Origin of the sequence: Lysinibacillus pakistanensis, from assembly GCF_030123245.1 — a bacterium.
Taxonomy (GTDB): Bacteria; Bacillota; Bacilli; order Bacillales_A; family Planococcaceae; genus Lysinibacillus; species Lysinibacillus pakistanensis.
Window position 1 is genome coordinate 4,971,658 of sequence record NZ_CP126101.1, and the last position, 23,895, is coordinate 4,995,552.

Here is a 23,895-nt window from a genome sequence, read left to right on the forward strand (position 1 = left end):
AAGATTGAAAGGGGCTACGAAATGGAAGAGATTTTAACGATTTCGAATTTAACGAAAAGTTATGGGAACAAGGAAATATTAAAGGGGATTGACCTCCATGCATCTAGAGGAGAAATTATAGGCTATATTGGCCCTAATGGTGCTGGTAAAAGCACAACTGTGAAAATAATTTTAGGGCTAGAGGGTGACTATGGTGGAGATATCAGGCTCTTTGGTGAGAGCATTAAAGAAAATCAACTAGCCTATAAACGAAGAATTGGTTATGTGCCAGAAATCGCTGATGTTTATGATAATTTAACAGGCTACGAGTATTTAACCTTTATTGGACAGTTATACGGACTTGATTTAGAAGTAGCCGCTGACAAATCAAAGTCCCTAATGGAATTGTTCGGTGTTGGAGAAGCCTACCACGCTAGAATTTCCTCTTATTCTAAGGGAATGCGACAAAAGCTATTAATTATCGCCAGTCTATTACATAATCCAGACATCCTATTTTTAGATGAACCCATTAATGGCTTAGACGCAAATAGTGTCATGATTTTTAAGGAAATCTTAACACAGTTAGCTGCCCAAGGAAAAACGATATTCTATTCATCCCACATTATGGATGTCGTAGAGAAAATCAGTAGCCGAATTATCCTGTTGTACGACGGGAAAATTGCTGCTGATGGTACGTTTGCGGAGCTGCAAGCAGAGAATACAGAGGGAACATTGGAAAGAATTTTCAATCAATTGACAGGCTTCCACGAACATCAGGAAATTGGTGAGAAATTTGTTTCCATTGTACAAGAGGTACGATGATGACAGATTTTAAAACCCTACTGTTGCTTGATAAATTCCGCATTATTTTTATCAAATTGGGCATTGATTATGACATGATGAGGAAAATCCTCCATGTAAAATTAACAATGGATGAGCGTAAAGTACCGACAATATTTAACCAGAACAAGAAGAAGGAAGATCAAAAATACGGCTATATTAAGTCCTTATGGATTTATGTTTTGTTCGGGCTTATACTCATTCCACTGATGAGCTTTGGTCAAAATTTCCTTTTCCAGATGAGTATTTCATATGCCATGATTATTTTTTTAATTATGACATCCTTGATTTCGGACTTTTCATCAGTCCTACTGGATGTACGCGACAGAAGTATCCTTTCGACTAAGCCAATCTCTACAAAAACGATTAATGCCGCAAAGTTTATGCATATTTTCATCTATTTAACTTATTTAACAGTGGCATTAACAGCCATTCCACTTGTCGTTAGCCTCATCAAACAAGGACTTGCATTCTTTATTTTAACAGTGTTTGAAATTTTTCTAATCAACCTATTTATTGTAGCGCTTACCGCCATTCTCTATATGATGATTCTACGATTTTTTGATGGAGAAAAGCTGAAGGATATGATCAATTATGTTCAAATTGGACTATCCTTAATGCTGATGATTGGCTATCAAGTACTGATTAGATCCTTTGAATTTGTCAATTTAGATATGACGGTAGTATTTCATTGGTGGAGTATTTTCCTTATACCAATGTGGTTCGCCGCTCCCTATGAGTTGCTATTAAATGGTAACCAATCCTTAATGACTATAGTTTTTTGTTTGCTAGCAATCATCATACCTATTATTTCAATATGGCTATATATCAAACTAGTGCCAACCTTTGAACGTAATTTGCAAAAGCTATTAAATACAAGCAAGTCAAAAAAAGAAAGGAAGAATCGACTAAAGACATTTTTGTTAAACATCATTTGTGGAACTAATGAAGAAAGAGCTTTCTACCGCTTCGCCTCCCTGATGATGAAACAAGAGCGAGAGTTTAAACTAAAAGTATATCCATCTTTAGGCTTTTCCTTTGTCATTCCATTCATTTTTATGTTTACTTTTTCTAGGTCTGAGGAAGTTGATTATTCTGTTAGCATGAGCTATTTAAATATCTATTTCAGCATGCTAATTATTCCGTCAGCTGTGCTTATGCTTAGTTATTCAGCGAAATATAAAGCTGCTTGGATTTATAAGGTCTTTCCACTTAAAGATTATACAGACCTAAAAAAAGGTAGCTTAAAAGCATTTTTGATTAAATTGTATATTCCATTATATATTGTACTAAGCCTCATTTTCTGCTTCATCTACGGTCCGAGAATTATTCCAGATTTACTGATTGTTTTAGTGACGAGCTGCTTGTACACCGTCATTTGTTATATCACTATAGGGGGTAACATTCCTTTCACAAAGCCCTTTAATGATATTGGCGATGCCCAGAGCTGGAAATCTCTTATATTGCTTCCTCCATTAGGTGCTCTAGCGGGATTGCATTACTTCCTTGCAGCTCAAGTTTCTTATGGAGTATTAATTTATTTATTCGTGCTTGTCATCACGAATTTCTTTCTATGGAAACTTGTATTTAAGCGCACATAAAAGGCTTGAGCCTAGATTACTGGGCTCAAGCCTTTTTATTTTAAAAAACTTTCTTCTCATATATACGAATAGATAATAGCCATGATCCAATATATAAAATAACAGTTGTAAGAATAGCTAAGAAATACATTTGCGCTTCTTGTAAAGTCAAGAACTTTCGTGCTAGTTCTCTTAATATATCATTTACAGGAACTAGTAAACTAATTGTTAACATATAGATACCCAATAAAACACCTAAAGCAATCAATAAATAATGCGTTTTAAATTTATAGGAGATTGGAAACATGAATGATATAGCGACCATAACTAGACCAATAATAAACAACATTTCTTTCCATATAAAAAGACCCCCTTTTCCATTTATGAGGAAATCCCCCGCATAAATCATGAAAACAAATATTGTTGTAAATATCAGTGAACCTATATATTTTGAACTGACAATTTCCTTTCTCGTATATGGTAGAGAATTGAGCAGAATATTAGCGTTGTCTTTTTCATCGTAAGCGAAAGCATTTAGTATAAATATTACACTATAAAGAAATCCCAAAGGTATTAGGGAGGGTACACCTGCCAATAAGTAGATTATTATAGTAGCAATGTAAAATAAAATTATTTTCTTTTGTATTAAAACATCCTTAAGTATAAGGTTAATCATCCAATTACCATCCTTTTTTTCGTATATTGCATATGAGGGTACGCTTTTTCACAATAACCGTATCTCCAAATATATTCACCACACGAATTTAACAGCTGTCTCCATCACTCATTCTCTGTATACAATAGTGTAAGCATTTCTTTGAGTTCTGCTAAGTCAATGTTCATTTCTTTAGCATTTTGAATGGCAATCAACAGATTTTCTTCGACTACCTTTATTTTTCTTTCTCTCATCATTTCCTTATTTTGTTCAGAGATGAACGAACCTTTTCCCACAATAGAATAAATAAACCCGTTTTTCTCTAGCTCTTCATAAGCACGTTTTGTTGTAATAACGCTAATTTCTAAATCCTTTGCAAGCTGGCGCATAGAGGGCAATGACTGCCCTTCTTGTAGTTCACCTGTTAAAATAAGCTTTTTGATTTGAGCATAAATCTGCTCATAAATCGGCTCTTTTGAACTGTTTGAAATAATTATTTGCATACAAATACCTCTTCTTTATTTTTATGTGATTAGCACATGAAGACATCAGTTATTTTCGTTAGCATGAACCATTAGAATTTTTATTTCAACACACTAATTATTTCGTCCGCTGTAAAATGGAATTTATAATGTCTTTCACATAAAGATTACATTGTATATTGTTTAGAGTATAATTTTCTGCCTCACGGAAATTATCCGTTTATTGATAGAGGACCTTGTTTAAGCACGTAAACAGCTTGAGCCTACATCGCTGGACTCAAGCTGTTTCTTTTAAAAAACTTTTCTCGCATATATACGAATAGATAGAAGCCACGATCCAACATATAAAATAATGATTGTAAGGATAGCTACGAAATACATTTGCGTTTCTTGTAAAGTCATGAACTTTTGTATCAATTCTCTTAATGTACCATTAAGACTAGGGGATAAAAATTTAATGATTAAAATATATATTCCAAATAAAGCACCTACAGCAATCATTAAAGATTGCGTTTTAAATTTATAAAAGATTGGTAGTATAAATGACAAAGTGACCATAACAAGACCGATAATTAGCAATATATCTTTCCATAAAAACAATACCTCTTTTCCATTTAAGAAGAAATCACCTATAGAAGTAATGAATATAATTAGTGATGTATATACCAATGCACCTATATATTTCGAACTAACGATTTCCTTTCTCGTATATGGCAGCGAATTAAGCAAAATATTAGCGTTATCTTTTTCATCATAAGCAAAGGTCTGAGTGATAAAAGCCATACTATATAAGAATCCTATCTTTACTAGGGACACATCTATAAATAAATAAAGTATAATTGTAGCAATGTATATTAAAATTAATTTCTTTTGAATTAAAACATCCTTAAGGATTAGATTAACCATCCCATTACCATCCTTTTTTCGTATAGTACATAATATCTTCAAGCGTTGGTTTTTCCATAATGACAGAATCCCCAAATATGCTCGCCACACGATTTTTATCCGCAGTTAATGCCTCAAACCCTGTGTTCGATTTTCGGATGGCAACAAACTCTCGTTCCGTTTCCTGATCCAATAAATTCAATGTCCCTTTGACAATGGCATACTCCTCTTCAATCTTGTAAAATTCCTTTGTGAATATATGCTCACCATTATGAACAAAGGTAATATAATCCGCAATTCGATCTAAATCAGTTGTTATATGAGTCGAGAAGAAAATCGTTTTATCTTCATCTTGCATTAATTCATGTAGAATATTTAGTAGCTCTCTACGAAATATCGGATCAAGCCCAGCAGTTGGCTCATCCATAATAATTAATTCTGCATGATGAGCTAGGGCTATGGCTAATGAAGCTTTCATCTTCATCCCCTTCGAAAAGGTCTTCATATTTTTATTCAATGGTAGTTCGAACTGATCAACATAACGTTGAAAGGCGTTATCATCCCAGTTTTTATAGGCTGGTTTAATAATCCTTTTCATATCCTTTAATGTTACATTTTCATAAAAGACATTTTCGTCATAGACAAAGCCAATACGTTCCTTTATTTCTTTTTCATGCTTCTTGTAATTCATGCCGAACACTGAAACAGTGCCACTATCTTGCTTTAGTAAGTTCATAATCAATTTGATTGTTGTAGATTTCCCTGCACCATTTCCACCGATAAATCCAGTTACAAAACCCTTTTTCACGTTGATAGAGAAATCCTTTATCTGAAATCCCTTAAAAGATTTATGAACATGCTGTAATTCAATGACATTTTCCATCATCCATCCTCCGTATACAATAATGTAAGTATTTCCCTTGAGCTCCTTAAGGCAAATGTTCCTCGCCTAAACAATGTATATATACTTTATATACAATATACACACCATAAACTTGTTTTGCAAGTTTTAATTTTTTAATGTTCAATATAAAATTTCTATTTACATAGTAAATCAATATGTAATTGTAACGTACGTTTCTCTTATCGAAGTATAAAGGCATACAGTCAAATTAAATGACTGTATGCCTATAATCCTTTCTTCCCCGATGGCAATTTAAATCAACACACAAATAGCCTAGAGATTATTACATTTTAAAGATTCTGCTTAAAAGTTAGAACTTTCTATAAATTTTTCTGACTCGTCAGCAATTCGCTTAAATTCAACATCATGAATATAGTGTGCGCAATCTAATTTTATGAATTCACCATCTTTATACTTACTAATAAAATCCTTTTGAAAGTCAAGCCATGTATCCTTATCCCAGCCTGTTCCTTGCCCATTCGATGAAAATAAAAGTATAGGGACATTTGGAATTTCTAATGTCTCTACCTTTTTTGCATTTGCCTTTATGTTCTTCACTTCATTAATCATATTTTTAGTTACTGTTCTGCGATAAAAAATTACCCTATACAGTTCCTTCTCTTCCTCAGTCAGATTCCCATACTTCATCGCATCACTCTCAGAAAGATCTGGAATCCATCTTGTAATACCAATCTTTGCAGCAAGGGCGCTTAAATGAACCATTGGCATATTTATAGCATAATCCTCATATGCAGCAGGAACAGCCATATCCAATCCAACGATTGCTTTTACCTCGTCTGGATAAATCTGAGCCCAATACAGAGCTTCAATCCCAGACATTGAATGAGGAAATAAAATATAGGGTCCCTCAACACCTGATTTTAATAGAGCTTCCCTTGTTTCCTGTAAAATCGTCTCTATATCTCGATTAACATCTGTAATGTCACTAAATCCATAGCCTGCCTTTTCAACGACAGCAATTTTATATTTGTCACTTAACAAGGAATACAATGATTTAAAATCTAAAACAGGTGCACTGGTGCCGCCTCCAGACATAAATACTAGTGTTTCTTTACCTTTTCCTTCTATGTATACATGCATTTTATGGTCATTAACCTCTACCATCTTCCCAAAGGGTGTAAATCGATTTTCTTCTTTTGATAATTGTATTTGATGATACGTATAACTAGTTGTAATGGTTAACAGAAATAATGCCATTAATATGAGTAACATTTGTACAATTCTTTTGAACACCCGCTTGTTATTCATCCCTCTCCTAAGCTAACCAGAATTATTTTGATTTTTTAAAGTCACCTCTATCTAAATACATTAAAAATAAGAAGCCTACAAAGCTAATTCCTAAAAGGATAGCTGCCCATGTTGTTTTAAAGTTTACAATGAAACTAAACAATGTAAAGATAGCTAATAAAATATAGCTATAGGGTTTTTTCAAAAATTTCACTGTTTTAAATGTCACTCCTTTTATTCTTAACGTTCTAATATATAGGAGACAAATCGTAACTCCTGACCATTCATTTCAAATTTCTCGTCACTGATACTTACCTGTTTAAATCCATTTCTTTCAAGTACTCGCTGGGAAGCAATATTATGAGTTGTTGTTTTTGCCTTCAACTTCTTGATAGTGCCCTCTGTTTCTAATAATAGCTTTAAAGCTCTAGCTCCTATCCCATTTCCCCCGTACTCTTCACCCACTCTATAGCCGATTTCAGCAGAATTATTAGTTGCATCAATATCCACTAAATTTATCCTTCCTACAATATTACCCATGTTGTCTCTAATTAAATAAAATATTGATTTTTGTTCCTGTTGCTCTGCTAAAAGCTCTTTATGTCTCTCTTGAAATGTTTCAAATTTATAATAATCTTCCCCACGGCTTGGTACCATTTGCTCAAAAAATAATCGATTATTCTTTTCAAAAATAAATAATTCTTGCGCATCATTTTCCTGTAATTTATAAATAGATATTTCCAAATTTACTCGCCCCTCTTGTCTTTATCAAAAGATGTTTTCTGTTGTATAATTTGTTACAAAATAACAGATAATCTTTAAATATTATCTTAACGAAGAGTTTAGATATTATCAAACTTTTAAAGAAGGCTCGTTAGTTGATAGAACTTATATAGAGGAGAAATGATTTTATGAAACGCATTTTAGCATGGATTGTCGCTCTTGCTTTGCTAATTGGTACAGGTGTCTATTATTATGTAAACGTAGATAAGGATTATGTGTACTTACATGAATTCTATGATTTCCCTATCCCAAAGGAAGCAACGTTAGAGAGTGAAAGTGCGAATGGAAATGGCTTTACATGGGGAAAATCCACAGGTACAGAGGTTCCTCTTGGCTATCGTATAATGATTAAAAAGAGTGGATGGAAGCAGGTTAAAATGGATGGTCATAATGTCATTTATAAAAAAGATGACAAAGTAATAAATCTATCATTAGCAAATAAATATATCGGCGTCCTGAAATAGAAGATAAAAATTTACTTCTATAATCTAGTAAAGCTGATTCATCATTTTGAATCAGCTTACTGAGCAACATAATTTATATCAATTTACTTTCTTTCAGTAAATCATACATGATGGTATCTTTCGTTTTATGAATACCTATTTTCCCTATTTGCTTTAAGATAATGGTGCAACTATGAGATATATTAACAAATAATACAAATTTGCTTGCAACACAAGTTGGTTCTAACATTAGCATGAGCTGTTAAGCGTGTATTAATTCTTACTGGTTAATGTTAATTTTCCAAAGCCTTTAATAGTTAAACTTACTTGCTTTTTTTCATCCCAAATACTATAAGGATATACTAAATTAACTATAGTTTTCCCATCTATTGATTTTATATTGGCTCCTCGTGCATAAAAGGACTCTCCCTTTTCATTTGTTAATGCCCATTCAAAAAATTGATTTTCATCCTCATAAAGATCTGCGTCGACTATTAAAGATACATGCATAGAGCCATTCGTAAGGGTTGCTGATTGAAGTTGAATGCCCTCAACAGCTTTTTCCGCTTCAAATGATTGTGTTACAACCTTCATTGGTTTCAATGTAAATGGCCATTCTCCATTAATTGAAACAATCCCTTTATTTTCTGTAATGAAATGAATTGTTTCAATTACTAATTGAGCGTTATCTAGAGAAGGCCACGCCCGTTCATTCGACTGTAATAGAAGTTCATAAATTATGGTTTCATTGGTTCCTTTCAGCATTTGCTCCTCAGCATTATCCGTAAAACCTTTTGAAGTAAGAGGCTTTGTATCTGAAATAAGGGCATCAATTTCTTTTCCCGTAGAATCATACATACGGTATTCAATGCCTACGTGATTAATATCCTTTATATCCATATTTTTCGGCAAAATTTCCATTTGCAACCCTACACGGTAAGCATCAGTAAATATATTTTCAAGTGTAACCGTAATATCTTGTGAACTTTGCGATACACCGACATATTGCACTTCTCCATTTTGACTAGCAAGTTCAATCCCAGCGTCATCAAACCCTAAAAACGCTTTTAGTTTGGCCATCGCTGTATCATTAGATAAAATCACACCCAAAGCGAGCACTACACATGCTGCCGCAGCTGAAATAGGCTTCAACCAACGTTTTTTTGTCTTTTTCTTTGATTTAGAACGAATCTCGGTATAGGAACGATTAAAAGCTTTCTGCACAATATCTGGTATTTCTTGCTCTCTATTCATTTCCTCATGTAAACGCTCGTCTAATGATTTTTTCATAGTAATTGTGCCTCCTCAACATAATAATTATTTTTCAGATATTGCTTCGCTCTGGAAATCCTCGACTTAATCGTCCCTTCTGATTCATGAAGAAATTCGCTTATTTCTCTTGTCGTGAGTCCATTCACATAATAAAGTGTTAAAGCAATGCGATAGCTCTCATCTAGACTCTCTAATGCTTCATCGAGCTCAAGAGAAATTTGATCTTGGTGTCGCAGTTCATGAAAAGTCGTCACATCCAGAGGCACAGTACGCTGATCCTGCCTGATAAATCGGTAGCAGTTATTTAAAAGAATTCGACAAATCCATGTATTAAAATATTTCGCTTCTTTTAGAGAATCTATTTTTTCAAACGCTGTCAGAATCGTATCTTGTAGAAGGTCTGCAATATCCTCATCTTTCAAACCAAGTCGTTTAGCCGTCCGATAAAGTGTCATTTCGTATTGACGGATTAATTGTATAAAAGCTTCTCCATCTCCCTTCTTTGCTTTTTTCACTAGAAACTCGGATTGCATGTCATCACCTCTTTTTTCTCTTATATACCGTTAGAGCATTTTGATTGATAGTTAGTTGCATTCATTGATTGATTATTTAATAACACTAAAAAGCAACAAACGAAACAAATTTTCAAGCAATTAATCCTTCTATTCATGTACTTAAAAAAAGCTTACTGTTTATCTCCAAAAATAGGTATTTTTGACGTATTTAAAGCTTCATAAAATTGTCGGAAAATAAAAGGACTTTTAGACCCCAATTCGTCACAATATAAGTAATAAGTCTATTAATTTTTATTGACATACTTGTTTTATTGCATAATACTATACTTAAAATTTGAGTTTTTATAGGTATAAAGTTCCGAAAAACTCGAAGGGGGAAAAATATGAAAAGTAAAAGTATTAAGCGACGATTATTGTTTTTTACATTAGGTTTGCTGTTATTGTCATCTGTAATCAATTCTGTATTAGGCGTGTGGATTGTTGGGAAAAATAGTAAAGAAGTTTTAATTGAGAAAGCCAATGAACAGGTCTATGAAATCGCAAAGCAAGCAGAAACTATATTAAATTCCAAGAGTGATCCCATCCAATCTTTACAAGACTTTGTGGAGTTAAAGGCACAACAAGATAATGTGACCTATGCCATTGTCATTGATACCAATGTAAAGGCTGTGGCGCACAGCGATAAAGGAAAATTAGGAAAAACATATGATGATACATACACAATCGATGGTGCTAAACACGGAAAAAAGCAATTTACAAGATGGTATGCGGAGGTTCAAGGTATATGGACATATGACATCATGGAGCCTATATATAAAGATGGCGAGCTGTATGGAGTAATTGATATAGGAGTGCCTGAAAGTGGTATTCAATCTATTACAAACTCCGTACTAGGCTATCAGATTATTACAGGGATAGTAAGTTTTTTAATTATAGGTGCTTTAATGTGGTGGATTATTGGTCGCATTGTTGCTGCCATTAAGAATCTCGAAAAGGTTATTCATCAAACAGCTGGCTTAGATTTTACTGAAAATCCTGAGTTAGATAAGCTATTAAATCATCCAGATGAGATTGGTCTCATGGCAAAAGGCATCTCTAGCATGCGCTCTGCATTAAAGAATGTTACCATCAACATACATAATACTAGTTCCGAGTTATCAGATTCCTCAAAACTTCTTATTCAAATAGCAGAAGATACAGTACGTACGACTGACGAAATTAGTTCAGCCATTAATGAAATAGCAAAAGCTACAGAAGAGCAGGCTCATGATACAGAAAAAAGTGCTGAACAATTAAATCAACTATCTGGAAATATTGATCGTGTTATTGAGCATACAGAGAAGATTGCTTCCATGACAGAGGATATTGATCATTTAAGTAATCAGGGTGTAGAAACTGTCAGCCAACTCTCTATTTGGTCAGAGAAGAATCGTGAATCTTCACAACAGGTAAGTTACATCGTTCAAGAAGTAGATAAAACTTCATCTGATATATCAAGTATTGTTAATACAATCACAGATATCGCTACGCAAACTAATTTATTAGCTCTAAACGCTTCTATTGAGTCAGCTCGCGTCGGTGAAGCAGGTAAAGGTTTCGCGGTTGTTGCTGATGAAATTCGAAAATTATCTGAACAGACATCCATTGCCACTGAAGATATAAAAAATAAAATCTCCGCCATTCAGGACATTTCTAAAAGTGCTGTACAGGAAATTAGTACAAGCCTTAGCATTGTCGAACAAAATGCAAAAGCTACAAAGGATACTAGTGAGATTTTTAATACAATAAAGACAGCTCTAGATCAAACAAGTGAAGTGGCACAAGAGGTGAAACATTTATCTAATGAGATGGATGAACGCAAGGAACAAATCATAAGTGCAGTTCAAAACATATCAGCTTCTGCCGTGGAAACTTCTGCAGGAACAGAACAAGTTTCTGCCTCCGCAAATGAACAGCTTAAAAGCATCGAGACAGTCTCTGAAAAAGCTAAAAACTTAAATGCTATTGCTGATGCTTTAAGAGACGAAATGAAAAAATTCACTATTTAATGTAAAAAGCTGATTCAATTATGAATCAGCTTTTTTTGTCTCTATATCAATTTACTTTCTTTCAGTAAATCATAGATGATCGTGTCTTTCGTTTTATGAATACCAAATTTACCTATTTGTTTCAAGATAAATGGAGCATCTACATCTGTTAATTTTTTCCCATCCAGTAAACGAGCAGTTGAAGATAATAAAGTACGAATGTCAAAAGTAGATGCAAATACTTCTGGAACGCCTCGATCAATATCTAATAATTGATAAACTGCTTCCATCGCCGTCCTTACTGAATATTCTGTTGTGAATACAGTGTCTCTTTCTGTTTCACTAAAGTTCCCTATGAAAGCTAAGTTAGCAGATCCTTTAGGGACAACTAAAGGACGATCTCCCATTGCTCTAGGCATGAAGTAAGATGTTATATAAGGCATGTAACATGGAATTGTATTACAAGAATTCTGTGCTAAATCTGGTATTTCATCTACAGGTACACCCATATGGTACAGCCACTCTTGTGCTATCTCGATTCCAGAACATTCAGTGATACTCTTTTTAATAAAATCACCAGGTTTATTAGATAGTAAACCATAAATCCAAACTACTAATTGGTCTTTTGGTTGATCTTTAAAATGAGGTTGTCTGTTCAACGTATAGCTTAGCATCCAATTAGAATCTGTAGCCGTTACAATACCACCTGTCACTACCTTACCTGCATACGGATCTCTTTTACTAATTTTTTCAATATACGGAGCAACTCGATCATCCAATGTAGTTAGTGTTGCTGAAACAAACCAACTTTCTTCCGGAAGATTGTCGCAGAATTTTTCTGGTCGACCAAATTCAGAATCTTGAGAAGCGATGTTTTTCCAAAGTGACCAGCTTCCGCCTAAATCAGTACTTACAGGGGCTGGTGTATTATTGTCACCATAAGTTGTACTCTCCGTGATACTACCATTTGTAACAAACACTAATTCATTTTCTGTTAGCTCAATATTCTTTTTCACACCATTTTGTTTTAATACTAAAGTGTGTGCTACTTTTTTATCGCCAACTTTATCAACTAAAACATTCTCTACAACCGTATTAAATTGGAAATCAACATGATGGCTTTCCAAATATTTAATCATAGGAAGTACTAAAGATTCGTACTGATTATATTTTGTAAATTTCAAAGCAGATAAATCAGGTAGGCCCCCAACATGATGAATGAAACGCATAATATAACGACGCATTTCCATTGCAGAATGCCATTTTTCAAAAGCGAACATCGTAGACCAATAGAGCCAGAAATTGGATTCAAAGAACTCTTCAGAGAAAACATCTGTAATTTTTACATCCTCTAATTTCTCTTCAGGAGTAAAAAATAATTTAATCATTTCTTCAGATGCTTTATCAGATAATGTAAACTTCCCATCATCCTCAAGTCTTTGTCCCCTATTTTCAATTAATCTACATTTTGAATAGTTAGGATCCTCTTTATTTAACCAATAAAATTCATCTAAAACAGAAGCGTTTTCAATTTCTAAAGATGGGATTGAACGGAATAAATCCCATAAGCACTCAAAATGATCTTCCATTTCCCGACCACCACGGATAATAAAACCTCTAGTCGGATTTAGAATACCATCAAGGCTTCCTCCTGAGATATCTAGCTCTTCGAGAATATGAATATTCTCTCCCTTCATTTGACCATCACGAATTAAAAAACATGCGGCTGACAGTGAAGCTAGCCCCGAACCAACAAGATACGCTGACTTCTCATCAACACCCTCAGGTTTTTTAGGACGTGCGAAAGCCTCATAATTACCATTACTGTAATACATAATACCGCCTCCATAAACTATTATCGTGATATAGCATACCACCAATTCACATGATAATGGTAAAATGAGAGAGAAATTAACAAAAAATTCAATTTTGGAGTTAAACTCAAGTTTACATATACCCTATTATTGGACATAACAATTCATTGCATTTTTATAAATTATTCTTTATACCAAAGTGATTATGCAAAGCCTGAATATTAGATTACCCTTGTAACGGATAACCTTTAGAGCACTTGGATTGATAGCATGATTTCCTTTATAATATAACCATAAAGCTGTTAAAGCATACAATCTTTTCAGAATAGCCTTGCATAATTATTATATCAAGAAAACAAAAAGATGATTCAACAGTCAAACTTTATTTTTTGTCCTCCCCTTAATTACCATAATTAAATGTTAATAAGCAGATGGCAATATAGAGGCCCATTATAGAGCTTCTAAACCATCTGCTTTTTGTTGGAGGCGTTTTTAGAAAGATGAGAGAAGTTAGTAGCTAAGTGTTCTTCTCTACACTTCCCCTTTTTTACGTGCTGCCATTTCATCTTTCATTTCTTCTTTTAAACCTTCAATTGACTTTTGACGTCGCTTATTCTTTTCTTTAATCATTTCACTTTGCATAGGATCTGCAAATTCCAAACTAATTTCCGCTTCATGAAGTTTTTCTTCAGTGTTCTTAATGATATCACCAATTCGTTCAACGTTATTGGATCTATCATCTGGTTTCGAGTGTCTTGAATTAGCCAAGGTAACCTCCTTAAAATTTTGACGTAAAATTAGTTTGGATTTTTTTTATGTTTATATGTGCACTATTTTGAAAAGTGTGTTTGCCACATGAAGAGACTCTGGAAGTAATCAGGCACTAAAGCGTATACCTAATAAAAAGGCAGAATCCACCTTTTTGGTTAAATGAAAGCTCTGACCCAATCAATCCATCAAAGTAGCGTATCTGACTGATGAATAGATTATGATGAATCTCCGCAAGCAGTGGTATTGGACGCATCAAGATTATTGATAGGAAATATAAGAGAAGGGTGGCTCTAAAAAAGCTACCCTTCAATCTTTCTCATACCCCCTTACTAACCTCCACCGGCTAATAAGATACTTGAACTAAAAGTCCAGATTATAAGAGCAAATAGAAATGATGTTAATGCTATTCCTTCGTTTTGTTTGGAGAAATGCTTTAAAAAGCGGAACATAAAAAAAAATGCAATTACAGGCATTAAAAATAGTGCAGAGAATAAAACTATTGCCTCCATATCCCTAGTCCTCCTTAAATATCAATAATAAAGCTGACTAATATGCTCTAAATGAGCAAACACTCTTCAAATAATTACCATCAAACAAAATAAAAAGACAGAAACCACCTTTTCAGTTAAAATGAAAGCTTTAACCCAATCAATCCACTAAAGAAGCGTATCTGTCTTTTGAATAGATTAACATATCACCAATAAATCAACAAAGAATTTCATGATTGGCGATTGTCCTTTTACTTTTCAAAACCCATTTTCTGTCAATCATTGAGGCAAACCGAAGGAGATTCATGCCTTAACCCACCACCAAAATTATCTTACAACACTTGGGCATTTCCTTAGGAATGAAACCTATCTTCTAAGACAATTCTAAAAATACATGTGGCAAAAATCGCCGGAGAAGAACCTGTCTCTTACCTAACGACACAATCGCCAAGAAAACAAATCCTTCTTCACGGGCGACTCGACCAACTGTAGTTGCAGTTATCACGTCTCGCACACTGATGGGAAAAGTATTTGTGGGCATCAAGTCGTGCAACTAATGATGATATTTGATTAATCGATAAAGAAATAACCAATAGTAAAATTCAATTTTCGTTAGATATGATGAATCAACTGCAATAGTATAGAACTACACAGCCTGTCATTAGTATCTCTTTTAGAGTTTATTGATAAAACGGCTTTACTTCGTATCCGTTTTTCTCCAAATGGTAGCGAACGCTTTTCTCGATTAAGAAGTGACCTGAACCAACAACAACAAAGTACGTACCTTTTTTCTCTTTAAGTAGGTTCATGATTTTCTTTGCCATTTGTTCATCACGTAAACCAAATAGCATTTCGTTGTATTCTGAAGATTCTCCTTCCATCGCTCGGAAGCTTTTTGCGAAGTTTTCAACCTCTCCTTGCTTCCAGCTTGTAAACCACTCTCCGAGGAATTCAGACTGATTTTCTCCAGATGGCGTGAGTATGCTATCCAGTACAGCGACTAAAGATTGTTCCTGTGCCTCTGGTGATAACCCGTCAAACATATCAACCTGTGCTTTAGTACCCTCTAATTCAATCACTGGCTTTTGTTTTAGCTGTGCATTCAATAAAAAGTATATATCAATACCATGCATCGCCATTTCTTGTGGCGTCATACCATAGGAATCATCCATAGCCAGCAATGATAACGTATTTGAAAGCATCCAAGGCTTTTGTAATGCCAATTCTTCCATCGGGAGATCATAAAGCGCTGCAACTTTCTCTAGCTTTGCATAAGTTTCTGGCGCAACAGCATCTTTCAGTGTTAAGCCATCTGTATACATTGCCTTTTCTGAATAGTATTCAAGCCCTTTTGTATCCAGAATATTTGCCTCTACTAACAGTGCATCCGCTTCTTCAAACGCTGTCATTAGTTTTTTATTGAATGGATATAAATCTGGTGTACCTAGATGAATGGAACCCAGTAAATAGACAAGTGTATCCTCATCCTCCACTACCCAGGCTACTCCCTTCGATCCTTGCTCTGCAAGCTCATATGTATTCTTAATAAATCGAACAGCTAGTAGAACTGCCTGCTGTGTCGTTGCCTTTTTCTCTAACTGTAACCCGTTTTTAGAGCCTTGTAATATGTTATGCTCTTTCATAAATTGAACGGCATCTGTGCCAACAGGTAAATCATAGCGTGCCACGATATTATACAAGCGATTCACAATATCACCGCGTGTGTTATCATTTTTCACACTGACTGGCTTATATTGTTTATTTTCTTTTAAGCCCAAAGAGGCAATTTTCTTTTCTGTTAATGCCAGTAGTTCATTTACCTTCTCCACCGGAATTTCTTGAAGGAAGCCCTTATAATACCAATCAGTTGGATAAATCCCGTATTTTTCACCCTCGTTTAATGTTTCAATAGCCCAATCACTAATCAAAGGTACTAGGGGTGGTGATTGCTCCTCCGCATGAACCGCTGGCATAACCGCAGTCAGCATTAATGAAGCGCCAAGCAACGCAGCACTCGTTCGTTTCATTATCTTTTTCATCATATCTTTTCTCTCCCTTATTCATATTTGCTAAAGCAACATTTGAAATTATACCATATAAAACCCATCTATTTTATACTTAATGTGGTAATGTTTACAATATTGTATGACCTTGAAAATTAGATCGAAATAACGAGAGATTAGCTGTACATTCTGGAATAATTCTATAAATCATTTTAGTTTTTAGGTCCATTTCTACTTTTACTTAAGACTTTTTTACATTTACCAAATGGGGAATAGAAAAAAATCCTGCATATAAACACAGGATTTTATAAATTATTAGCTACTACATCATATGTAGCTTTTAGTATAAAAATTAATTAAAAATTTAAATCTATCTAGCATTAATGTGGAAATTAATGTAATAAACAGTCTTAAACATATAAGAAGTTTAACAATTAAGGATGCAAATATTTTTCCAGAACAAGAGCTGCTAGATTGTTTAAATAAAATTCCGAAATATAAAGAAATAATTGTTCACTGTTGGGATTCAGGTATAACACAGCTGCTAAAGTAGCTATATTTTTATTAGAACGAGGTTATAAGGTAAAAGAGTAACCAGTGGGATTGCGGCTTAGTAATGGGGTTCCCGGTCCCAAGATGTTAATCTTTCTAACAGTTGTGGGTGCTGACTCTAGTACTGTATTGTTGTTGCTTCATATGATTAGGTAATGTGGAAATTATCATTGAAAGTAATAAGCCACAAATATAACACTCTCAACTTACTAGAGAGTGTTTTGTTTATCATTTTGAAAATAAGATTAATTTTGCAAACGTAACCATAAAAAATAGGTTCCTAGAGGTTTAGTAGTCGAAGCAAGAATTGAATATTATTGGGTCTTCATTTCCTCAATATAATTTAAAGATTCTAGTTTCCGTTTTAATATTTCTTCTTTGCTGTCTGCCATTTGACCATGGCCAGTGATGAGGAAACGGATATCGTGATTTTCTAATATAGACTCAGTTTTTTCAAGTGTTTCCACAAATGCCTCGTTACTATGAATAGACGGATTTTCTACGTCAGAAAAGTAATCACCCGCGATCCATAATCCTAAAGGTTCTACGACGATAAATAAACCATCATCACAGTGTCCATCAGCTTTATAAAATGTTAAGGAAGTATTGCCAAATTCTAATACTTGTCCTTCTTTATACACCACAATATCTACATGCGGATAGATGATCGGATAGTCTCGAGAGATATAATGTTTTACATCAAAGTCTTTCAACTGTTGTAAAATATTTTCCTTATCCTCTCTATCTTTAAAAACATCTCTTGCAATAACAGTTGCTTCTGGAAAAACACCATATCCAATAATATGATCCCAATGGGAATGTGTAAAAAGAAGATAGATAGGACGATTATCTTTTATTCCGTTTACGAACTGTCGAATTTCTTCTACCTCAATAGGCAATAAATTAGGATCTACAATTACGATACAATCATCTGTATGTATGACAATTGAAGTTGTTTGGTATAATTGACTTTCAAATAATGTAAAGTCCTTTTCTTGATATCGAATCATTATTTTTCTTTTCCTTTCATTGTTCACTTTTTCCCTCTTTTTATGTTATTATTTACTAATTCCCTAGTTAATGCAACATTTACTATTTTCATTTTACATCCTCTTTACAATCTACAAGACGTACTGTACTCTGATAAATAAATTTTTGTTTTGGGATTAACTAAAATAACAAAATATAAAAACCCCCAAAATGTAAATAAGTTGAATTTTTTGCTATAATTAAACTCAATAATCAATTGTAAATTCAAAATATAAATAGCCTTGATAATGAGCTTTATGCAAAATGGTATCTAGTAGTTTTTAAGCAGTTGGGTGTTGTAAAATTTGCAGATGTAAATTCATTGTTTATTCTATCAAATGTATGGCCTAAAATTGCAGAATGTTTAGATAGTAAAGACTCTAAACCTTACAATGGTTGGATTGATATTTATGAGTTTATAATCGGAGGTAGATTTAGACGAGAACGTTAGTAATCCTTTTCTGGATATTTATATACATTTATTTCATGAATAAAATAGATGTTGAAAAAAATATCTTTTACTTAATTTATTCATTAATTATTGTTCTTAGCGGTATAGTGATTATATTTAAATTATTCACAAAAAAATAGGAAATGTATAAACTAGTACGCTGTAGATCACATTTTACTTATAGGGGATACTTCTAAAATAATAGAAGTGGTACAAGCTTATGAATTTGGAAAATATGAAATAAATGTAATTAAAGTAACGAAGTGATTTAGTTGAAGATTTGTATTCCAAATTAATCAATTTTAATTATAAACAGGTGAAGCCACGTATTTTTGACCAAACTTCGTTCAAAATACGTGGCTTATTTTTATACAAAAACTAAGGAAGTCGGCAACATTTATAAAAAATATCACGTATGTCGCGTAAATTTTAATCGAATTTGCTGTTTTCTATTTTAAGATTCTATAGCTCGAAGTTACATTGTTCAGAGTAGTACACCGCTGTATGACCTCTTTGTAGCCTCTTAATATCCAATTTATCACTATTCTTTGTATGGTTACTTTTGGGTTTTGTTTGAATTTTCAAGACACATAATTGAATTGATAATGAGTTACTAAGTAATCACAAAGTCCTCTTCTTAAAAATAGACGGTAGAACCTCTAACAACCGTTCACGTGTAATAGGATCACAATGATTCCATGTAAAATCTACGAAATGAGTCTTACTGGGAGTTAACTTGGCTAAAGTGGCGATCTGTGGACAGTGAGTAATAGTTCGTAATTCTAAGGGAGAAGTTAAGATAAAATTGCGTTCTCCAGCATAGTGATTTATTTGATGTTGCTGAATTTCTATCCATGCTTGCCCTTGCTCAATTAACTGCATTACTTTGGGAGTGGGACGAAAGCCAAGCGATTCATACAAGCTGGCAGCCAATCCAGTCTGACACATAACATAAAATTTTGCACCTAACTTGAGATAAACAGTAGCCGTCTCTCCAGCAACATAAACATCTGCTAATTGCCTACGTACTAGCCTTACTTTGTCTTCATATGTAGTAATCCACTTCTCTGCCGCTTTACTCCGTTCAAATAGTTTAGCGATATACCGTAACCGCTCGAACAGTCTAAACTTCTTGTCTAGTATAACAGTTGGAGCAAGCGCATCTAGTTCCTGCAAATCTTGTGGATAGTAGCTAAGCAATATGAACTCAGGCTGCAACTGTGCTATTTTATTCGGATCTGCCCAATGCCCGATACTATGAATATTTCGTAGCCTATTGTGATATATCACGTTATCTTTCATAATAGAGATGGCCGCTCCTATAGGAGATATGCCTAAAACGAGTAATTCCCCAAGTGTAAATTTGCCATCAGTCACAATACGTGTCGCATCTTTAGGAACATGAATCTTTCTACCAAATGAATCGATAACTGTTCTTTGTTGAGTAAGAAGATGAACATTCGCATATTCACGCGGAGTGTTTCCAGTTAATTTATGAAAACACCGACTGAAATAGTATTCATCTTTAAACCCAATTTGTCGAGCTATTTTTCTCAATGGCTCAGTGGAATTACTCAGAAGTTTTTTTGCCTGGTTTATACGTACATGGGTCAAATAATCAGTCGGCTTTTTACCGGTCAATGTTTTAAACTTTTGACTATATTGCCATCTCACCATTCCAGCCATGTTAGCTAGTTGTTCAACTGTCAAGTCCTCATCATAATGCTGTTCTATGTACTGTACAGTTTGTTGAACCAATTTTGTCTTTTCTTCGTTCTGTAACTGGTTAGCTTGTTCATCTAACTGAACCATCATAGCTAGTATTTGCTGAAGTCTACCTTGCAACATCGCCATTTCTAATGTGGATAGAGAGGAACAAAATCGATTATTTATCCATGCTTCATTTCCTAATACCTGCTTGACTTGAGAAAATAACAGATGATAGGGATAACCATAAAGCAAGGGTGGATGAGCAATTCGGTTCAAAGTCATTCCTTCTACTTCAAAGGTTTCAAAGGTAAAGCGAGCAAGCTGTGCCTCTTTATTACTTGACTCTACCGTGTAGCTTTGTACAGGTAAAATGAGAGCGCAGCTTCCTTGTCGTAGATCGATTGCCATTTTGTCTACATACAGTCGTATGTCATGACTGAGTGCTATCAATAATGTGCATAAATTTGTTTCATGATTATTTATTCCCTCATTATGGCTACTAGCTGACATTATTCGATCAACTTGAAATCGATCATAGTGTTGTAGCCTAATATATAAGGATGCTAGATTCATAAGCAACTCTCCAACTATTGAAAATGATTCTCATTATCGTTATTGTAACATATAATGACCCACTATCAACGATTGTTCGAGTATGTGCTATTTAGAATACTAGCGGTTTAAAAATTGATTGGACGGATACAATTTTTACTGTTTGCGCATCCACTCTGGTAGCTTTTGGAACAATTGCTCCAAAGCTAATAAATTATCTGTATTCCATTCATTAGGAACAACATAAACTTTTCCCTTTTTGACCGCAGGCAAAGTTCCCCATATCGGGCTTTGTAGCAGCCGATCAGCTTCTGCTTCACTTTCACTATCCTCTTGTACAATTACAAACAAATGATCACCAGCAAACTCAGGAAGCACCTCTTCGGAAACCTCTAGGAAAGATACCCCTTCTACATCAATAATATTCTTCTGTACTGCTGGTGGGACAGCAAAGCCATTTTTCCCATAAATAATAGCACCTAGACTACGATCACCCATAACATAAAGCGTCTTTCCTAGCTGATAGAAAACTGTTACGGTCTCCCCTTCTGTTAATTGAAACTTGTCAAACATTTCTTTAGACTTTGTTTCAAACTTAGCAAGCAATTGAGCTACTTCTTCCTGCTTACCTAGGATATTCCCCATCTCTTTTACTCGTTCTGTATAAGGAAGAGCAGGATTAAAGGGAATCGTAGTAGCGATTTTTGACAATTCTTCATTAAGATTTGGATCAGCCTTGTAATAGCCATTAATAATCAGATCAGGTTTTAAAGTCAAAATCGTCTCTAAGTCAGCAGGATTTCCAATATCAACGATTCCTTCAAGTTTGCCTTCATAGTAACTAGGAGAATCTTTGGGAAGATTATTACCAACAATTGGAATATCCATCGCCAAGAAATCACCAACTGTCTGACCAATATAAACCACTCGTTTTGGATCTGCAGGTATTTCAACCTGTTCACCTGTAATCGTTGTATATTGAACTGTTTTCTCACTTTCCTCTTCCTGCTCATTAGACTTGTTGCTATTAGCATTAGAAGTACTGCATGCCGATATTATCAACAATAGGAGGAAACTCCCTACCCATAGTATAATTTGCTTTTCACGATGTTTCTTCACACTTGTTGCCCCTTTCCTTTCTTACTCTTAATTGAAAATGATTATCATTTACAACATTATTATAGTTTGTGTGAATAGGAGAAACAATGGAAAAAACGCAATGATTTAATTGGATAAATGTCAATAATCGTTTCAAAACAAAAATCTGTTCACTTATTTCGTTTATAAGCAAACAGATGCACATTACACATATATTTTGTATTTTTAAAAAGACTTATTATATTGTAACAAACTTAATTGTCTAAAAACATATTCTCCACACGGGTGACGGTTAACCTTTGTTTAAATGTTTCTGTTTCGGAAAAAAGTATCTGCCCAGCAACGTTTTTTTCTTCCTGCTGTCGGGCAGAGGACAGATTCTGCAATTACAAAATCAAATGGCCTTTGGGAAGATTATAAATCAAGTCATATCATCCCGAAGCGCGTCAATAATATTTTCTCTTTTTATCTTGCTAATGGCATACAGCATTGTCATGAACACCACAAAGAGCACGCTGAACACGCTGATTGCCATACTGCCCCATGGAAACACAAAATCGATATTGTCCGCCCCTCCGACGAACATTCCTTTGTAAATCAACCAAGAAGAGATTGCTGCTATGGGAAGTCCGAAGAGTAGCGCCCTCATGCCATAAAAGGCACACTCGAAATTCATCATCTTTTGGAAATCGCGTTCAGACATCCCCACAAAGAGGTGCCCTTTAATTTTAAAGTCACCATGTTGATTCTATTCGTAACTTGTGTTGCTTTGAAACATTATATTTCTTTGCTTCACGTTTATAACCCACCATTCAGCTGTAGGTACTTGAACACTCCCTCGCATATCATTTCAATAGAAACAAAAAAGGACCACTACTGCGTTTAGCAAGTGAGCCTGATTTATCCTCAAAAAGTTGTTTTTCGTGGAAAAGTCATCTTTATTATCGTGCAACAGAATTCAGGGTCTACTCCTGATTTGATATTGTCATATGAGTTCCTTTATAAGAAGTTGTATTATGAATATATGTGATACGAGATGTGAGCCTCTGCTCGAAAAGCTGCTACCAAAAGATAAAATCCAAATATAGCAATATAAAAGGGGGGAACGATTGATGGATCGCATTCAATATTTGTCTCAGTTTAACCTGCTGCGTTCACTTTCCATGGAAGATTTGATCACAATGGACGAATTGACTTCGATCACAACTTTTCCAAAACATACGTTCATTCAAACACCTGAAACGTTCACTGAAGAGCTGTACTTTGTGAAGAAGGGAAAAGTACGTCTTTATCAACTAAATAATGAGGGCAAGCAATTCACTTTGGATATTTTGAGCGAGGGGAACATCTTTGGTGAGATAGGTGATATTTCATTGGGTACACGGGAACTATTTATTGAAACGATCGAAGAAAGTGACATTTGTGTAATGGACAAAGAGCGGTTCGAGAGCTACCTCATTCGATGCCCACGATTCATGATGAATATGATTAAAGCCATGAGTGAACGGTTATCATACATGAGCAGCCTCGTCCAAAATCTAGCCATTGGAAAATTGCATGATAAAATCATTCATGTTCTGGTGGAACTTTCTGATCGGTTCGGAGTTTGGGATGAAGGTAACGATTACTGTCGAATCGACATGCTTATTTCCCATCAGGAGATTGCTCACTTGGTTGGAGCTTCAAGAGAAGCCGTGTCCGTGGCTCTAAAGGAACTTTCGGAGACCAGTATAATCCGTACAGGATTCCGTACAGTGGCCATTTGCCGTACCATTCTCGCGTCAGGGCAAAGTTTGCTCAAATAATAGAAACTT

General features: G+C 34.5%; 22 protein-coding genes. 5 read left to right on the forward strand and 17 right to left on the reverse strand.

Annotation, left to right across the window (positions count from 1 at the left end; translation table 11 throughout):
• The first annotated feature begins 21 nt into the window (after positions 1 to 21).
• Positions 22 to 801, forward strand: a complete 780-nt coding sequence (locus tag QNH24_RS24750) for an ABC transporter ATP-binding protein (RefSeq protein ID WP_283870003.1) — start codon at positions 22 to 24, stop codon at positions 799 to 801.
• Complete coding sequence (locus QNH24_RS24755) at positions 801 to 2,420, forward strand: hypothetical protein (RefSeq protein WP_283870004.1); 1,620 nt, start codon at positions 801 to 803, stop codon at positions 2,418 to 2,420. Before QNH24_RS24750 ends, QNH24_RS24755 begins: the two co-directional genes overlap by 1 nt.
• Positions 2,421 to 2,460: 40 nt before the next feature.
• Here the strand turns inward: QNH24_RS24755 and QNH24_RS24760 are convergent, their stop codons facing one another.
• The 7 genes from QNH24_RS24760 to QNH24_RS24790 form a co-directional block, all read right to left on the reverse strand.
• On the reverse strand, positions 2,461 to 3,075 hold the full coding sequence (locus QNH24_RS24760; protein WP_283870005.1) for an ABC-2 transporter permease: 615 nt from the start codon (positions 3,073 to 3,075) through the stop codon (positions 2,461 to 2,463).
• 104 nt (positions 3,076 to 3,179) lie between these two features.
• A complete protein-coding gene (locus QNH24_RS24765; RefSeq protein ID WP_054771273.1) occupies positions 3,180 to 3,557 on the reverse strand; it encodes a GntR family transcriptional regulator in 378 nt (125 codons plus the stop codon).
• Positions 3,558 to 3,827: 270 nt separating this feature from the next.
• Entirely contained in the window at positions 3,828 to 4,442 is a 615-nt protein-coding gene (locus QNH24_RS24770) for an ABC-2 transporter permease (protein ID WP_283870006.1), read from the reverse strand.
• Positions 4,443 to 4,446: 4 nt separating this feature from the next.
• The gene (locus QNH24_RS24775; protein ID WP_283870007.1) at positions 4,447 to 5,304 is read right to left on the reverse strand and encodes an ABC transporter ATP-binding protein; all 858 of its coding nucleotides are present in this window, start codon (positions 5,302 to 5,304) and stop codon (positions 4,447 to 4,449) included.
• Positions 5,305 to 5,628: 324 nt separating this feature from the next.
• A complete protein-coding gene (locus QNH24_RS24780; RefSeq protein WP_283870008.1) occupies positions 5,629 to 6,594 on the reverse strand; it encodes an alpha/beta fold hydrolase in 966 nt (321 codons plus the stop codon).
• A 22-nt stretch (positions 6,595 to 6,616) separates the two neighbouring features.
• Positions 6,617 to 6,787: a hypothetical protein gene (locus tag QNH24_RS24785; protein WP_283870009.1), complete on the reverse strand. Its 171-nt coding sequence runs from the start codon at positions 6,785 to 6,787 to the stop codon at positions 6,617 to 6,619.
• Between the two features lie 26 nt (positions 6,788 to 6,813).
• Positions 6,814 to 7,317 (reverse strand): GNAT family N-acetyltransferase, encoded by a 504-nt coding sequence (locus QNH24_RS24790; RefSeq protein WP_054771270.1) that lies wholly within the window; start codon positions 7,315 to 7,317, stop codon positions 6,814 to 6,816.
• Between the two features lie 167 nt (positions 7,318 to 7,484).
• On the opposite strand from QNH24_RS24790, the gene QNH24_RS24795 reads away from it, so the two are divergent.
• Positions 7,485 to 7,820: a hypothetical protein gene (locus QNH24_RS24795; protein WP_283870010.1), complete on the forward strand. Its 336-nt coding sequence runs from the start codon at positions 7,485 to 7,487 to the stop codon at positions 7,818 to 7,820.
• Positions 7,821 to 8,072: 252 nt separating this feature from the next.
• Here QNH24_RS24795 and QNH24_RS24800 read toward each other — a convergent pair whose 3' ends face one another.
• Together QNH24_RS24800 and QNH24_RS24805 are read right to left on the reverse strand one after the other, a co-directional pair.
• A complete protein-coding gene (locus QNH24_RS24800) occupies positions 8,073 to 9,089 on the reverse strand; it encodes a DUF4179 domain-containing protein (protein WP_283870011.1) in 1,017 nt (338 codons plus the stop codon).
• Positions 9,086 to 9,604 carry an RNA polymerase sigma factor gene (locus QNH24_RS24805; protein WP_283870012.1) on the reverse strand — a complete coding sequence of 173 codons (519 nt, stop codon included), beginning with the start codon at positions 9,602 to 9,604 and terminating at the stop codon, positions 9,086 to 9,088. Before QNH24_RS24805 ends, QNH24_RS24800 begins: the two co-directional genes overlap by 4 nt.
• Positions 9,605 to 9,969: 365 nt before the next feature.
• Here QNH24_RS24805 and QNH24_RS24810 point away from each other — a divergent pair, with 365 nt between their 5' ends.
• The gene (locus QNH24_RS24810) at positions 9,970 to 11,634 is read left to right on the forward strand and encodes a methyl-accepting chemotaxis protein (RefSeq protein ID WP_283870013.1); all 1,665 of its coding nucleotides are present in this window, start codon (positions 9,970 to 9,972) and stop codon (positions 11,632 to 11,634) included.
• Between the two features lie 41 nt (positions 11,635 to 11,675).
• Here QNH24_RS24810 and QNH24_RS24815 read toward each other — a convergent pair whose 3' ends face one another.
• The 8 genes from QNH24_RS24815 to QNH24_RS24850 form a co-directional block, all read right to left on the reverse strand.
• The gene (locus tag QNH24_RS24815) at positions 11,676 to 13,448 is read right to left on the reverse strand and encodes an oleate hydratase (protein WP_283870014.1); all 1,773 of its coding nucleotides are present in this window, start codon (positions 13,446 to 13,448) and stop codon (positions 11,676 to 11,678) included.
• A 510-nt stretch (positions 13,449 to 13,958) separates the two neighbouring features.
• Positions 13,959 to 14,195, reverse strand: coding sequence for a small acid-soluble spore protein Tlp (gene tlp, locus QNH24_RS24820; RefSeq protein ID WP_054771266.1), 237 nt, complete (start codon positions 14,193 to 14,195; stop codon positions 13,959 to 13,961).
• 332 nt (positions 14,196 to 14,527) lie between these two features.
• Positions 14,528 to 14,707 carry a TcpD family membrane protein gene (locus tag QNH24_RS24825; protein WP_283870015.1) on the reverse strand — a complete coding sequence of 60 codons (180 nt, stop codon included), beginning with the start codon at positions 14,705 to 14,707 and terminating at the stop codon, positions 14,528 to 14,530.
• A gap of 659 nt (positions 14,708 to 15,366) precedes the next feature.
• Positions 15,367 to 16,728, reverse strand: coding sequence for a TraB/GumN family protein (locus QNH24_RS24830; protein WP_283870016.1), 1,362 nt, complete (start codon positions 16,726 to 16,728; stop codon positions 15,367 to 15,369).
• 827 nt (positions 16,729 to 17,555) lie between these two features.
• Positions 17,556 to 18,251, reverse strand: a complete 696-nt coding sequence (locus tag QNH24_RS24835) for an MBL fold metallo-hydrolase (RefSeq protein WP_283870017.1) — start codon at positions 18,249 to 18,251, stop codon at positions 17,556 to 17,558.
• Between the two features lie 1,091 nt (positions 18,252 to 19,342).
• Positions 19,343 to 21,004: an AraC family transcriptional regulator gene (locus QNH24_RS24840; protein WP_283870018.1), complete on the reverse strand. Its 1,662-nt coding sequence runs from the start codon at positions 21,002 to 21,004 to the stop codon at positions 19,343 to 19,345.
• 135 nt (positions 21,005 to 21,139) lie between these two features.
• Positions 21,140 to 22,102: an ABC transporter substrate-binding protein gene (locus tag QNH24_RS24845; protein WP_283870019.1), complete on the reverse strand. Its 963-nt coding sequence runs from the start codon at positions 22,100 to 22,102 to the stop codon at positions 21,140 to 21,142.
• A gap of 400 nt (positions 22,103 to 22,502) precedes the next feature.
• Entirely contained in the window at positions 22,503 to 22,784 is a 282-nt protein-coding gene (locus QNH24_RS24850) for an FtsX-like permease family protein (protein WP_283872941.1), read from the reverse strand.
• 409 nt (positions 22,785 to 23,193) lie between these two features.
• Here QNH24_RS24850 and QNH24_RS24855 point away from each other — a divergent pair, with 409 nt between their 5' ends.
• Positions 23,194 to 23,886: a Crp/Fnr family transcriptional regulator gene (locus QNH24_RS24855; RefSeq protein ID WP_283870020.1), complete on the forward strand. Its 693-nt coding sequence runs from the start codon at positions 23,194 to 23,196 to the stop codon at positions 23,884 to 23,886.
• The last annotated feature ends 9 nt before the right edge of the window (positions 23,887 to 23,895 follow it).